The sequence below is a fragment of the Streptomyces sp. NPDC090445 genome (genome assembly GCF_044769385.1).
Taxonomy (GTDB): Bacteria; Actinomycetota; Actinomycetes; order Streptomycetales; family Streptomycetaceae; genus Streptomyces.
The window spans coordinates 1-15,808 of record NZ_JBIVXV010000010.1 but is presented as its reverse complement, the minus strand read 5'-3'; the positions used below and the strand labels follow the sequence as shown (position 1 = coordinate 15,808).

The 15,808-nt window shown below is 75.5% G+C and carries 2 protein-coding genes; both read left to right on the top strand.

Features of this window, described 5'->3' with window-relative positions; genetic code table 11:
* The first annotated feature begins 40 nt into the window (after positions 1–40).
* Entirely contained in the window at positions 41–13,969 is a 13,929-nt protein-coding gene (locus ACIQUT_RS20765; RefSeq protein WP_403564468.1) for an SDR family NAD(P)-dependent oxidoreductase, read from the top strand.
* 47 nt (positions 13,970–14,016) lie between these two features.
* Positions 14,017–15,808 (top strand): type I polyketide synthase (locus ACIQUT_RS20760; protein WP_403564467.1); only part of this gene is annotated, 1,792 nt, incomplete at its 3' end.

Here is a 15,808-nt window from a genome sequence, read left to right as displayed (position 1 = left end):
CGAGTGCGCATTGTCCTGGTTTTCTGGAGGGGTATCACCGATGAATGCTGCCGATATGCTCGGGCGTGACGGTCAGAAATCCAGTGCGCAGATCGCGATCGTCGGGACGGCCTGCCGGGTTGCCGGAGCGGACACTCCGGACCAGTTCTGGAACCTCCTCAAGGAGGGGCGCTCGGCGATCAGGGAATTTCCGCCCGAGCGGCGCGCGCACGCGTCGGCGGACGTGGATCTGCCGGGCGGGTACCTGGACGCGGTCGACGGGTTCGACGCCGATTTCTTCGAGGTCTCCCCGGCCGAGGCGGCCGCCATGGACCCGCAGCAGCGCCTGGCGCTGGAGCTGAGCTGGGAGGCCGTCGAGCGCAGCGGGACCTCCCCGCACGCGCTGCGGGGTGCCCGGGTCGGCGTGTTCGTCGGCGTCATCAACGACGACTACGCGGCCCTGCTGCACAGGCAGGGGCCCGATGCCGTCTCCCGGCACAGCCTCACCGGCACCCAGCGCAGCTTCGTCGCCAACCGGATCTCCTACCACCTGGGCCTGCGCGGGCCCAGCGCCGTGGTGGACTCCGGGCAGTCCTCCTCGCTCGTCGCCGTCCACCTGGCGGTGCAGAGCCTGCTGCGCGGCGAGTGCGACGCCGTGCTGGCGGGCGGCGTCAACCTCGTCCTGGCCGACCACGGCACCCGCAGCCTCAAGAGCTTCGAGGCGCTCTCACCCGACGGCCGCTGCTACACCTTCGACGCGCGCGCCAACGGCTACGCCCGCGGCGAGGGCGGCGGCTTCGTCCTGCTCAAGCCCCTGCAGCAGGCCGTCGCCGACGGCGACCGGGTCCTCGCCGTGATCCGGGGAACCGCGGTCAACAACGACGGCGGCGGTGACGGCCTGACCGTCCCCGACGCCGCGGCGCAGCACGCGGTCCTGCTCGACGCCTGCCGCGCCGCCGGTGTCTCGCCCACCGACGTTCAGTACGTGGAACTGCACGGCACGGGTACCCGGGTGGGCGACCCGCTCGAAGCCTCGGCCGTCGGCAGGGCCTTCGGCTCCGCGCGCCCCGAGGAGGCGCCGCTGCGGATCGGTTCCGTCAAGACGAACATCGGCCACCTCGAGGCGGCGGCGGGCATCGCCGGACTGCTGAAGGTCGTCGCCTGCATCAGCGAGCGCGAGATCGTCCCCACGCTCAACCACGAGACCCCCAACCCGAGCATCCCGCTTGACGAGTTGAACCTCTCCGTGCAGCGCGAGCACGAGGCGTGGCCGGACGAGAACGGCCAGATCGTCGCCGGTGTCTCCTCCTTCGGACTGGGCGGCACCAACTGCCACGTCATCCTCACGGACGCCCCGGCGGACCTGCGTGCCCCGAGGGCGGCCGCCCCCGGGGGCGCAGCCGGTGCCGCCGCCCCGGCACCGGTCGCGGCCGCCGGTCCGCTCGCCTGGCCGGTGTCCGGCCGTGACGAGGGCGCGCTCGCCGCGCAGGCGGAGCGACTGGAGGACCACCTGCGGCGGCACCCGGGCTCCGGGCCGCGCGCCGTCGCCCGCACGCTCGCCGCCGGGCGGGCGCAGTTCGAGCACCGTGCCGTCGTCGTCGGCGCGGACGAGGCGGCGCTGCGGGCCGGACTGCGCGCCCTGGCGGGCCGATCCGGCGCGGCCGAGGTGGTACGGGGCGTCGCGGCCGGCCCCCGCACCGGCACGGACCCCGGCGTGGTGTTCGTCTTCCCCGGACAGGGCGCGCAGTGGGCGGGCATGGCCGCCGGACTGCTGGAGTCGTCGCCCGTCTTCGCCGAGCGCATGGCGGCCTGCGAGAGCGCGCTGGCTCCGTACGTCGACTGGTCGCTGACCGATGTGGTGCGGGACCCGTCCGACCCGGAGCGGCTGGACCGGGTCGACGTCGTGCAACCGGCGCTCTGGGCGGTGATGGTGTCCCTGGCCGAGGTGTGGCGGTCGGCGGGCGTCGAACCGGCCGCCGTGCTCGGCCACTCCCAGGGCGAGATCGCCGCCGCCGTGGTCGCGGGGGCCCTGTCCCTCGCGGACGGAGCCCGGGTGGTGGCCCTGCGCAGCCGGGCCATCCGCCGGCTCCTGGCCGAGCGGGGCGGCATGGTCGCCATCGCGCTGGGCGCCGCGGCGACCGGCGAGCTGATCGCCCCCTTCGACGGCCGGCTGTCGGTCGCGGCCGTCAACGGCCCGTCGTCGACGGTGGTGTCCGGCGACCCGCAAGCCCTGGACGACCTGCTGGCCCGGTGCACGGCCGCGGACGTCCGGGCCCGCAGGATCCCGGTCGACTACGCCTCCCACTGCGCCGAGGTCGAGGTCGCCCGCGACGAGGTCCTCAGTTCCCTGTCCGGGATCGTCCCGGAGCAGGCCGCCGTGCCGTTCTACTCGGCGCTGACCGGCGCCCTGCTCGCCGACCCCCGGCTGGACGAGGAGTACTGGTACCGCAACCTGCGCGAGACCGTCCGGTTCGAGGACGCGGTGCGCGCCGCGGCGGCGGACGGCTTCACCCGCTTCGTCGAGATCAGCGCCCATCCCGTGCTCGCAGCGGCCGTCGAGGAGACCCTGGAAGCCGCCGACGCGGGACCGCGGGCCCTGGCGGTCGGCACGCTGCGCCGCGGCGAGGGCGGCTGGGACCGCTTCCTGCTGTCCGCCGGCGAGGCCTGGACCGGCGGCGTCGACGTGGACTGGCCGGCCCTCCTCGGCCCCGGTCCCCGGGCGGCCGACCTGCCGACGTACGCCTTCCAGCGCCGCAGCCACTGGCTGACCCCGGCCCCGGCCCCGGCGGCCGCGTCCCCGGCGACCGCCGAACCGCAGCCCGCGGCCCCCGCCCGGACGGCGCAGTCGGCGCAGTCGGCGCAGGCGGTCCGGGAGCAGCGCCACGACGTGATGACACCCGAACGGGCGGCCGATCTCGTCCGGCAGGAGACCGCCGTCGTCCTGGGCCACCCGCACCCCCACGACATCGACGTGCAGCGCACCTTCAAGGCGCTCGGCCTCGACTCCGTGGGCATGGTCGACCTGCGCAACCGGCTGCGGGCGGCGACCGGGGCGTCCCTCACCACGACCGCCCTCTTCGACCACCCGACGCCCGCCGCGACCGCCTCCCACCTGTACGGCCTGCTCTCCGGCGGCGACGACGCACCCGCGGGGGAGACGGCCGCCCCGCGCCCCGGCTCCGCCGACGAGCCGATCGCGATCGTGGCGATGGCCTGCCGCTTCCCCGGCGGCGTGACGAGCCCCGAGGAACTGTGGGAGCTGGTCCTCGCCGAACGCGACGTCATCGGGGACTTCCCCGTCAACCGCGGCTGGGACCTGGACCACCTCTACGACCCGCAGCTGGAGCGCCCCGGCACCAGTTACGTGCGGCACGGCGGGTTCCTCCACGACGCGGACGGGTTCGACCCGGCGTTCTTCGGCATCTCGCCCCGCGAGGCGCTGGCGATGGACCCGCAGCAGCGGCTGCTGCTGGAGACGTCCTGGGAGGTCGTGGAACGCGCCGGCATCGATCCGCACGGCCTGCGCGGCAGCCGCACCGGCGTGTTCTTCGGGACGATGTTCCAGGAGTACGGACCGCAGCTCAAGGACGGCGCCGAGGGCGTCGACGGCCACCGGCTGACCGGAGGGACGATCAGCGTCGCCTCCGGCCGGGTCGCCTACACCCTGGGCCTCGAAGGGCCCGCGGTGACCGTCGACACCGCCTGCTCCTCGTCCCTGGTGGCCCTGCACTGGGCGGTGCGCTCGCTGCGGTCGGGGGAGTGCTCGATGGCCCTCGCCGGTGGTGTGACCGTCATGCCGACGCCGGGCATGTTCGTCGAACTCAGCCGACAGGGCGCGCTGTCGCCCGACGGCCGCTGCAAGCCCTTCTCTGCGGCGGCCGACGGCACCGGCTGGGCCGAAGGCGTGGGTGTGCTGCTGGTCGAGCGGCTGTCGGACGCCGTGCGACGCGGCCACCGGGTCCTCGCGGTCGTCCGCGGCAGCGCCGTCAACCAGGACGGCGCCAGCAACGGGCTGACGGCCCCGCACGGCCCCTCGCAGCGGCGCGTCATCCGGGACGCGCTCGCGGACGCGGCCCTGAACCCCGACGACGTCGACGCGGTCGAGGCGCACGGCACCGGCACGACGCTCGGCGACCCCATCGAGGCGCAGGCCCTGCTGGCCACCTACGGGCAGGGACGGACCGACGGCCGGCCGCTGCGCCTGGGATCGGTGAAGTCGAACATCGGGCACACCCAGGCCGCGGCGGGCGCGGCCGGCGTCATCAAGATGGTGATGGCGATGCGCCACGGGCTGCTGCCGCGCTCCCTGCACATCGACGAGCCGTCGCCGCACGTCGACTGGACCGCGGGCGCCGTGGAACCGCTGACCGAGGCGGTGCCGTGGCCGGCGGACGGCCGCCCCCGCCGGGCGGGCGTGTCCTCGTTCGGCATCAGCGGAACCAACGCGCACCTCATCCTGGAGGAGCCGCCCGCCGAAACGCACACCGCCGTCCCCGGCCCGCGCCCCACCGCCGGCCGCGCCACCTCCCGCCCCGCGACGGCGGGGGCACCGGTGCCCGTGCCGTGGGTCGTGACCGCCGGCGACGACGCCGGACTGCGGGCGCAGGCCGGACGCCTCGCGGCGTTCACCCGGGCCGGCGAGGAGCCGCCGTCACCGCTCGACGTCGGCTGGTCGCTGGCCGCGACCCGGGCCGAACTGGAGCAGCGGGCCGTGGTCCTGGCCCCCGACGCCGAGGCCGGCGCGGCCCGCCTGGCCGGGCTGGCCGAAGGCCGGCCCACGGTGGGGGCGGTGTCCGGCACCGCCGACGTCCGGGGCCGGGTGGTGTTCGTGTTCCCCGGCCAGGGCTCCCAGTGGCCGGGCATGGCGACCGAGCTGCTGGACACCTCCCCGGTGTTCGCCGCCCGGATGGCCGAGGTGGACGCGGTGCTCGGTCGTTTCGTCGACTGGTCGGTGACCGACGTGCTGCGGGAGGTCCCGCAGGCCCCGTCCCTGGACCGGATCGAGGTCCTCCAGCCGGTGCTGTTCGCCGTGAACGTGGCACTGGCGGCGCTGTGGCAGGCGTCCGGCGTGCGGCCCGACGCAGTCGTCGGCCACAGCCAGGGCGAGATCGCCGCCGCCCACGTGGCCGGCGCGCTGACGCTGGAGGACGCCGCCAAACTGATCGTGCTGCGCAGCGCCCTCTTCGCCCGCGAACTGGTCGGCAACGGCGCGGTCGCCTCGGTGGCCCTCGCGGCCGACGAGGTGCAGCAGCGGCTGGCCCGCTGGGAGGGGCGACTCGTCATCGCGGGACGCAACGGCCCGCGCGCGGTGACGGTCGCGGGTGACGTCCCGGCCCTGGAGGAGTTCGTGGACTCCTGCCGCGGTGACGACGTGCGCGCCCGGCTCGTGGGCGCCACGGTGGCCTCCCACTGCGCCCAGGTGGACCCCCTGCGCGAGGAGATCCTGGAACTCTTCGCCGACATCACCCCCCGCAGGGGCGACGTGCCGTTCTACTCCACGGTCACCGGCGGACAGCACGACACCGAGACCCTCACGGCGCAGTACTGGTTCGACAACGCCCGACAGCCGGTGAACTTCGAGGGCGTCGTACGGACCCTGCTGGCCGACGGATTCCGCTTCTTCGTCGAGTCCAGCGCGCACCCGGTGCTGGCCACCGGCCTCCAGGCCACCGCCGAGGACGCCCGTACCGAGGCCGTGGCGCTGGGATCGCTGCGCCGCGCCGAGGGCGGCCCCGACCGCTTCCTCACCTCGCTCGCCGAGGGCTACGTCCGCGGCCTGCCCGGCGTGGACTGGAAGGCCTGGTTCACCGGGACGGACGCCCGGACCACCGACCTGCCGACGTACGCCTTCCAGCGCCGGCGCTACTGGCTGGACACCGCGCCCGCCGACAGCGGCGACCCCCGCGGACTCGGCCTGGGCGCCGCCCACCACCCCCTGCTCGGTGCGGCGTTGACCACCGCGGCGAGCGGTGACGTCCTGCTGACCGGCCGGCTCTCGCTGACCGCGCAGCCCTGGCTCGCCGACCACACCGCCCTGGACACCGTGCTGCTGCCCGGCGCCGCCTTCGTCGAACTCGCCCTGCGCGCGGGCGAGGCGGTGGCCTGCGACCGACTGGCGGACCTCACCCTCGAAGCCCCGCTCGTCCTGCCCGCCCGCGGCGGCGTCCAGTTGCAGGTCGCCGTGGAACCGGCCGACGCGACCGGGCAGGCGCGCCTCGCGGTGTACTCACGCCCCGAGACGGGCCACGCCGACGACCCCGAAGAGCCCTGGACCCGCAACGCCACCGGCGTGCTGACCGCCGCCGCGGCACCGGCCCCCGCACCGCAGCAGCACCGGGCCTGGCCGCCGCCCGGCGCCGAACGCATCGACCTGGACTCCTTCTACGACCGGATCGCCGACCGCGGCTACGGCTACGGCCCCGCCTTCCAGGGCCTGCGCGCCGCCTGGCGCACCGGCGAGGAGATCCACGCCGAGGTGGCCCTGGCCGAGGAACAGGCCGCCGAGGCCGGCCGGTTCGGCATCCACCCCGCCCTCCTGGACGCGGCCCTCCACCCCGCCCTGCTCGACGCGCTGGAGCAGCGGGACGCCGCCCCGGTACGGCTGCCGTTCGCCTGGAGCGGGGTCGGCCTGCACGCCGGGGGCGCCGTCTCCGTACGGGTCCGCATCGCCCCGGCCGGCCCGGACACCGTGTCCGTGACCCTCACCGACCCCACCGGCGCGCCGGTGGCCGTCGTCGAGTCGCTGACCCTGCGCCCGGTGCCGGACGGCGTGATCGGCGCCGCCGCGGACACCACCCGCAACGCGCTGTTCCGCGCCGAGTGGACCGCGCTGCCGGTGGCCGACACCGTGGACACCGGCGGCTGGGCCGTCCTCGGCACGCCGGACCCGGACGGCCGGACCGCCACCGCCCCCCTCGGCGCCGTCCGGCAGGCCGCCGGCATCGAGGCCCTCCTCGCCGACGGCGACGTACCGCCGGTCGTGGTCGCCGCCCGCTCCGCCGCGGCCGGGGACGGCGCCCCGGCGGCGGCCGCGCACACCGCGACGGCCGAGGTGCTGGCCCTGCTGCACACCTGGCTCGCCGACGAACGCACGGCAGAATCCCGGCTCGTCGTCGTCACCCGCAACGCGGTCGCCGCCCGCCCCGACGAGGACGTCACCGACCTGGCGCACGCGCCGGCATGGGGTCTGCTGCGGTCGGCCCAGTCGGAGCACCCCGGCCGCTTCCTGCTCGTCGACGTCGATGACGCGGACGCCTCCCGAGACGCCCTCGCCGCCGCCGTCACGGCGGCCCTCGACGCCGGGGAACCCCAGGCAGCCGTCCGCGCGGGCACCGCCCTCGTCCCACGGCTGGCCCGGGCCGGCGCCGCCGCGGACGGGGCAACCGCCGACGGCGCGCCCGCGCCCGCGTTCACCACGACCGGAACGGTCCTGATCACCGGCGGCACCGGCGCCCTCGGCGGCCTCCTCGCCCGCCACCTCGTCACCGAACACGGCGTACGCCACCTGCTCCTCACCAGCCGCCGCGGCCCGGACGCGGCCGGTGCCGACCGGCTGCGGGCCGACCTGCTCGCGCAAGGCGCCACCCACGTGGACATCGTCGCGTGCGACGCCGCCGACCGGGCCGCGCTGGCCGCGACCCTCGACGCCGTACCCGCCGACCGGCCGCTGACCGGCGTCGTCCACGCCGCGGGCGTCCTGGACGACGGCCTCGTCACCGCCCTGACGCCGGCGCGGCTGGCCGGCGTACTGCGCCCCAAGGTCGACGCCGCCGTCCACCTGCACGAACTGACCCTCCACCGGCCCCTGTCGGCGTTCGTGCTGTTCTCCTCCGTCGCGGGCACCTTCGGCAACCCGGGCCAGGGCAACTACGCCGCCGCCAACGCCTTCCTCGACGCCCTCGCCCAGCACCGCCGCGCCCGGGGCCTGCCCGCGCACTCCCTCGCCTGGGGCCTGTGGGCCGACGCCGGGGAGATGCTCGGACACCTCGACCAGGACGACCTCGCGTGGATGCGGCGGGCCGGCATCCAGGCCCTCCCGTCCCCGCAGGGCCTGGCCCTGCTGGACGCGGCCGTCCGCCGGGACGACGCCCACCTGGTCCCCGTACGGCTCGACCCGGCGGCCCTGCGCCGCGAGGCGGAGTCCGGCATGCTGCGGCCCCTGTTCCGGGGCCTGGTCCGCACCGCCGCCCGCAGGACGGCCGCCGCCGACGCACCGACCACCGACCTGGCCGGGCAGCTGTCCGGCCTCGCCCCCCAGGAGCAGGGCCGGGCCCTGCTGGACCTGGTGCGCGCCCAGGTCGCCACCGTCCTGGGGCACGCCACCCCGGAGACCATCGCCGCCACCCGGCCGTTCAAGGAGCTCGGCTTCGACTCGCTCACCGCGGTGGAACTGCGCAACCGCCTGAACGCCGCCACCGGGCAGCGGCTCCCCGCCACGCTCGTCTTCGACCACCCCACCCCGAGCCGGCTCGCCGACCACCTGCGCGAGCACCTCCTGGGCGGGTCCGCCGCACCCGCCGCCCTCCCGCCGGCCGGCCCGGCACCGGCGGGCACGGACGACGAACCGATCGCGATCGTCGGCATGGCCTGCCGCTACCCGGGCGGCGTCGCCTCCCCGGAAGACCTGTGGCAGCTGGTGGCCACGGGCCGGGACGCGGTGTCGTTCCTCCCCACCGACCGGGGCTGGGACGCCGGCCTGTACGACCCCGACCCGGAGGCACCCGGCAAGAGCTACGCCCGCGAGGGCGGGTTCCTCCACGACGCCGCCGACTTCGACCCCGCCTTCTTCGGCATCTCCCCCCGCGAGGCGCTGGCGATGGACCCGCAGCAGCGGCTGCTGCTGGAGACGTCCTGGGAGGCGTTCGAACGGGCCGGCATCGACCCGGGCACCCTCAGGGGCAGCTCCACCGGCGTGTTCGCCGGCGTCATGCACCACGACTACGGCAGCGACGCCGAGATCCCCCAGGGCCTGGAGGGGTACGGCGTCACCAGCACCCAGGGCAGTGTCGCCTCCGGCCGGATCGCCTACACCTTCGGCCTGGAAGGACCCGCCGTCACCGTCGACACGGCGTGCTCCTCGTCGCTGGTCGCCCTGCACCTGGCCGTGCAGGCCCTGCGCTCCGGCGAATGCTCACTGGCACTCGCCGGCGGCGTCACCGTGATGGCCACGCCCTGGGTGTTCGTGGAGTTCAGCCGCCAGCGGGGCATGGCCCCCGACGGCCGCTGCAAGGCGTTCGCCGAGTCCGCCGACGGCGCCGGCTGGGCCGAGGGAGCCGGCGTGCTGCTGGTGGAGCGCCTGTCGGACGCCCGCCGCAACGGGCACCCGGTGCTCGCCGTGGTCCGGGGCAGCGCCGTCAACCAGGACGGCGCCAGCAACGGCCTCACCGCGCCCAACGGCCCCTCGCAGCAGCGGGTCATCCGCGCCGCGCTGGCCAACGCCGGACTGACGGCCGCGGACGTCGACGCCGTGGAGGCCCACGGCACCGGCACCACCCTGGGCGACCCCATCGAGGCGCAGGCCCTGCTCGCAACCTACGGCCAGGACCGACCCGCCGACCAGCCCCTGCGCCTGGGCTCCGTCAAGTCCAACATCGGCCACGCACAGGCCGCCGCGGGCGTCGCCGGCGTCATCAAGATGGTGCAGGCCATGCACCACGGACTGCTGCCGCAGACCCTGCACGTGGACCGGCCCTCCCCGCACGTGGACTGGAGCGCGGGCGCCGTCGAACTGCTCACCGAACCCCTGGCCTGGAACCCCGACGGGCGCCCCCGCCGCGCCGGCGTCTCCTCCTTCGGCATCAGCGGCACCAACGCCCACGTCATCGTCGAGGAGGCGACGCGGCCCGACCCCGCCGGGGACGCCCGACCCGCCGCCCCCACCGGGACCGCCGCCGCGCTGTCCGGGCCGGCCGTGGTGCCCTGGCCGCTGTCCGGCAGGTCCGAGTCCGCGCTGCGCGCCCAGGCCGAGCGCCTGGCCGGCTTCGTGGACGCCCGCGCCGACCTCGACGTGACCGACGTCGGCCACGCCCTGGCGACCACCCGCACCGCGTTCGAGCACCGCGCCGTGGTGCTGGCCGCCGACCGCGCGAGCGCCCTGGCCGGGCTGACCGCCCTGGCGCAAGGGCTGCCGGCCGCCGGCACGGTCACCGCAACGGCGGCCGAGGCACCCGGCCGGGTCGCGTTCGTCTTCCCGGGCCAGGGCTCGCAGTGGCGGGGCATGGCAGCCGAACTGCTGGCCTCCTCGCCGGTGTTCGCCGACCGACTCGCCGAATGCGACGCCGCGCTCCGCCCCCACGTGGGCTGGTCCGTCACCGACGTGATCCGCGGCGGCGACGACGCCCCGTCCCTGGACGACGTCGTGGTCGTGCAGTCCGCCCTGTGGGCCGTCATGGTCTCCCTCGCGGCCCTCTGGCAGGCCGTGGGCGTCCGGCCCGACGCCGTCATCGGCCACAGCCAGGGCGAGATCGCCGCCGCCACGGTCGCCGGCGCGCTGTCCCTGGAGGACGCGGCGAAGGTCGTGTCCCTGCGCGCCCGCGCCATCGCCGACGACCTGTCCGGCCACGGCGGCATGGTGTCCGTGCCGCTTCCTGCCGCCCGGGTCCGCGAGCTCACGGCCCGCTGGGGCGAGCGGATCTCCGTCGCCTCCGTCAACGGCCCGTCCTCCACCGTCGTCTCCGGCGAGCCGCAGGCCCTGACGGAACTCCTCGCCGCATGCGAGGCCGACGGGGTGCGCGCCAAGCGGATCCCCGTGGACTACGCCTCCCACTCCGCCCAGGTGGAAACCGTGCGCGACCGCGTCCTCGCCGACCTGGCGGACGTCCGCCCCCGCTCCGGCGACGTCCCGTTCTACTCGACGGTCACCGGCGGACCGTTCGACACCGCCGGCGCGGACGCGCAGTACTGGTACACGAACCTGCGCCAGGAAGTGCGCTTCGACGACACCGTACGGCAGCTGCTGCACGACGGCTTCGGCTTCTTCGTCGAGGTCAGCGCCCACCCCGTCCTCACCGTGGGCCTGCAGGAGACCTTCGACGACACCACGACCCCGGCCGTCGCGCTCGGCACCCTGCGCCGCGACGAGGGCGGCACCGAGCGGTTCCTGACCTCCCTCACCGAGGGCCACGTCCGCGGCCTGGCCGTCGACTGGAACCAGGTCCACGGCACCGCCGCCCGGCGCGTCGACCTCCCGACGTACGCCTTCCAGCGGGAGCGGTTCTGGCTCGACGTCCCGGCCCGCCGCGGCGACGCGGCCGGCCTGGGCCTGACCGCCGCGGACCATCCGCTGCTGGGCGCGACGGTACCGCTGCCCGACGGCCGCGGCGTGCTGTGGACCGGCCGCCTGTCCCTGGCCGCACAGCCCTGGCTCGCCGACCACGCCGTGTCCGGCACGGTGGTGCTGCCGGGCGCGGTCTGGGTCGAGCTGGCCCTCCAGGCGGGCGAACGGCTCGGCTGCGGCCGACTGGAGGAGCTGACCCTCCACCAGCCCCTCGTCGTCGACGGCGCCGGGGCGCGCGTCCAACTGTCCGTGGCGGGCCCCGACGACGACGGCCGCCGTGCCGTGACGGTCCACTCCCGCCCCGAACACGGAGCCGACACGGCCGCCCTCGGCGACGCGCAGTGGACGCTGCACGCGGCGGGTTCGCTGCTGCCGGGCTCGCCCGCTCTCGTGGAGGGCGGTGGTCTGGAGGTGTGGCCGCCGCGGGGTGCGGTGGCCGTGGAGACCGCGGGTCTCTACGACCGGTTGGCCGGTGCGGGGTACGAGTACGGGCCGGTGTTCCAGGGTGTGCGGGCCGCGTGGCGGCGGGGCGAGGAACTCTTCGCCGAGATCGCCCTGCCCGACGCGGTGAACGGCGAGGCACCGGCGTACGGCATCCACCCGGCGCTGCTGGACGCGGCGTTCCACCTGTCGATCGACCCCTCCGGAGAGGAGCTGCGCCTGCCCTTCGACTGGTCCGGGATCGAACTCACCGGCCGGCCCGGGCCCGTACTGCGCGTGGCGCTCGTACCGGCGGGCGATGACGCGGTGGCGGTGCGGGCGACCGACGAGTCGGGTGCGCCGGTGCTGTCGGTGGGCCGGCTGGTGACGCGGCCCGTGCAGCGGGAGCAGCTGCGGGCCGCCGCGGGCGGCGGTGTCCAGGACGCCCTGTTCCACATGACGTGGGAACCGGTACCGGCGGCGACCGACGCGGCGGTGGAGTGGACTGCCTGGGGCTCTTCGGAGGTCTCGGGGTTCGTGGTCCGGGAGGCCGGGGCCGTGGACGACGACCGGGCCGACGAGGTGTCGCAGACGGCGGCACGGATTCTGCCCGTGGTGCAGGAGTTCGTGTCCGGGGAGCGGTTCGTCGGGTCGCGGTTGGTGGTGCTGACGAGGGGTGCCACGGGTGAGGCCGTGGTGGATGTCGGTGCGGCGTCGGTGTGGGGTCTGGTGCGTTCGGCGCAGCGGGAGCATCCGGGCCGGCTGGTGCTGGTGGATGTGGAGCCGGGGCTGTCGGCGGACGCGGAGGCGGCTGCGCTGGGGCTCGCGCTGGGTGTGGGCGAGTCGCAGGTGGCGGTGCGCGGCGGCCGGGTGGTGGTGCCGCGTCTGGCCCGGGTGGGTGAGGTGCCGGTGGGCCGGTCGGAGGGTTCGTTCGGTCCTTCGGGGACGGTGCTGGTGACGGGTGGCACGGGTGGTCTGGGGGCGTTGGTGGCCCGGCATCTGGTGTCGGCGTACGGGGTGCGGGACCTGCTGCTGGTGTCGCGCCGTGGTGCCGCCGCCGAGGGTGTGGACGCCCTGGTGGAGGAGTTGGCGGAGGCCGGGGCGCGGGTGCGGGTGGAGGCCTGTGACGTCGGTGACCGCACGGCACTGGCCGTACTGCTCGACTCGATCCCCGCGGACCGGCCGCTCACCGGGGTGGTGCACTCCGCGGCGGTCCTCGACGACTCGGTGATCGAGTCCCTGGACGCGGACCGACTCCGGGCCGTCTTCCACGCGAAGGCACGGGCCGCACTGCACCTCCACGAGCTGACCGCCGGGCTCGACCTGACCGCGTTCGTGCTGTTCTCCTCCTTCGCCGGCGTCGTGGGCAGCGCGGGCCAGGCGGCCTACGCGGCGGCCAACGCCGTACTGGACGGACTGGCGGCGCAGCGTCGTGAACAGGGCCTGCCCGGGGTGTCACTGGCGTGGGGCTGGTGGGCCTCGGACGGCGGACTGACGGGGGACCTGTCGCAGGTCGACCGGGTACGGCTGTCCTCCCTGGGCCTGGCCGCCATGTCCGCCGAGGAGGGGCTGGCGCTCTTCGATGCGGCGGTGGCGTCGGGGCGTGCGGTGGTGGTGCCGGCGGCGTTGGACGTGGCCGGGTTGCGGCGGCGTGATGCCGACGAGGTGCCGGTGGTGTTGCGGTCGCTGGTGCGTGGTTCGGGTGGGCGTCGTTCGGCTGGTGGGCGTGGTCCGGCGGAGGTGGCGGGTCTGGCCGGCCGGTTGGTGGGGCTGGGCGAGGTCGAGCGTCGTCGGGTGGTGCTGGACGTGGTGCAGCGGCAGGTGGGGGAGGTGTTGGGGTACGGGCCGGGTCGGCCGGTGGCGGTGGACACGCCGTTCAAGGGGCTGGGTTTCGATTCGCTGATGGCGGTCGAGCTGCGCAACCACCTCAACCGGCTCACCGGGCTGCGCCTGCCCGCCTCCCTCGTCTTCGACCACCCCACGATCCAGGAACTCGCCGCGTACGTGGAGAAGGAACTCGGCGCCGGAGCAGGCCCGGCGCTGGAGCCGATCCTCGACGGCCTGGGCCGGATCGAGCAGGCACTGACCGGGCCCGACCTCGGCGACGAAGCCCGGCAACGCATCGCCGCCCGCCTCACCGCACTGCTCGCCCTCTCGGCCCCCGGGCGGGAAACCGCCCCCGAAGCCCCCGTACAGCCGGACCCTGCGGACGGCGGCGGCTTCGTCGACGAACTGGAGGCCGCGACGGCGGACCAGATCCTCGACCTGATCGACAAAGAGTTCGGGAACTCCTGAACCTGCCCCGGCCAGACCTCAATGCACCTTTGCGGGAGTGACCCCTCATGACCGACGACCAGAACCTTCTGAACAAGCTGAAGTGGGCGGCACGGGAGCTGCACCAGACGCGCCGGCAGCTCCAGGAAGCGGAAGACCGCCACCGCGAGCCGATCGCGATCGTCGGCATGGCCTGCCGGTTCCCGGGCGGCGTGAACTCGCCCGAGGACCTGTGGACCCTGGTGGACCGGGGCGAGGACGCCATCTCGGACTTCCCGCAGGACCGGGGTTGGGACACCGAATCCCTCTTCGACCCGGACCCCGAGCGGCCCGGTAAGAGCGCCACCCGCAAGGGCGGCTTCCTGTACGACGCCGCGGAGTTCGACGCCGGCTTCTTCGGCGTCTCGCCGCGCGAGGCGCTGGCGATGGACCCGCAGCAGCGGCTGCTGCTGGAGGCCTCCTGGGAGGCGGTCGAGCACGCCGGCATCGACATGACCACCCTCAAGGGCAGCCGGACGGGCGTGTACGCGGGCGTCATGTACCACGACTACGCGGCCGGACTGCCCGCCGTACCGGCAGAGATCGAGGGCTACTACGGCACGGGCACGGCCGCCAGCGTCGTCTCCGGCCGCGTGCCGTACACCTTCGGCTTCAACGGCCCGGCCATCACCGTGGACACGGCGTGCTCCTCGTCGCTCGTCGCCCTGCACCTGGCCGTACAGGCCCTCCGCAGGGACGAGTGCTCCCTCGCGCTGGCGGGCGGCGTGGCGGTCATGTCCAGCCCCGTGATGTTCGCGGAGTTCAGCCGCCAGGGCGGGCTCTCGGTCGACGGGCGGTGCAAGGCGTTCGGGGCGGGCGCGGACGGAACGGGCTGGTCCGAGGGCGTCGGCGTCCTCGTGCTGGAGCGGCTCTCGGACGCGGTCCGCAACGGGCACCGGGTGTGGGCGGTGGTGCGGGGCAGCGCCGTCAACCAGGACGGCGCGAGCAACGGGCTCACCGCACCCAGCGGCCCGGCACAGGAGAACGTCATCCGGCAGGCACTCGGCGACGCGGGGCTGGCGGCCGGCGACGTCGACGCGGTCGAGGCGCACGGGACGGGGACGAGGCTGGGTGACCCGATCGAGGCGCAGGCCCTGCTCGCCACCTACGGCCGCGACCGTTCCGCCCGGAGCCCGCTGTGGCTGGGCTCCCTCAAGTCCAACCTCGGCCATGCCCAGGCCGCGGCCGGTGTGGCCGGTGTGATCAAGATGGTGATGGCGTTGCGGCACGGCGAGCTGCCGCGGACGTTGCACGCGGATGAGCCGACGCCGTTGGTGGACTGGTCGGCCGGTGCGGTGGAGCTGCTGCGGGAGGCGCGGTCGTGGCCGCGGGCGGAGCGTCTGCGTCGGGCGGGTGTGTCCTCGTTCGGGATCAGCGGGACGAACGCGCACGTCATCCTGGAGGAGGCCCCGCAGGCCCCGGCCCCGACCCCGGCCGCGGAGCCGAAGCCGGAGCCGGAGTCGGAGTCGGAGTCGGTTCCGGCGGGTGGACCGGTGCCGTGGGTGGTGTCGGCGCGCAGCGCGGAAGCGCTGCGCGCACAGGCCCGGAGCCTGTACGCGTACGCCGCTGGACGCCCCGAGTCCGACGTGCGCGCGATCGGCCGCGCGCTGGCGACCACACGAGCCCGCCTGGAACACCGGGCCGTCGTCCTGAGCGAGGACCGGCAGTCCCTGCTGACCGGCCTGGACGCCCTCGCACAGGGCGCTGCCGCTCCTGGACTGGTGCGCGGCACGGCTGATGGTCCGGTGCGTTGTGCGGTGGTGTTCACGGGGCAGGGGAGTCAGCGGCTGGGGATGGGTCGTGGCTTGTATGAGGCGTTTC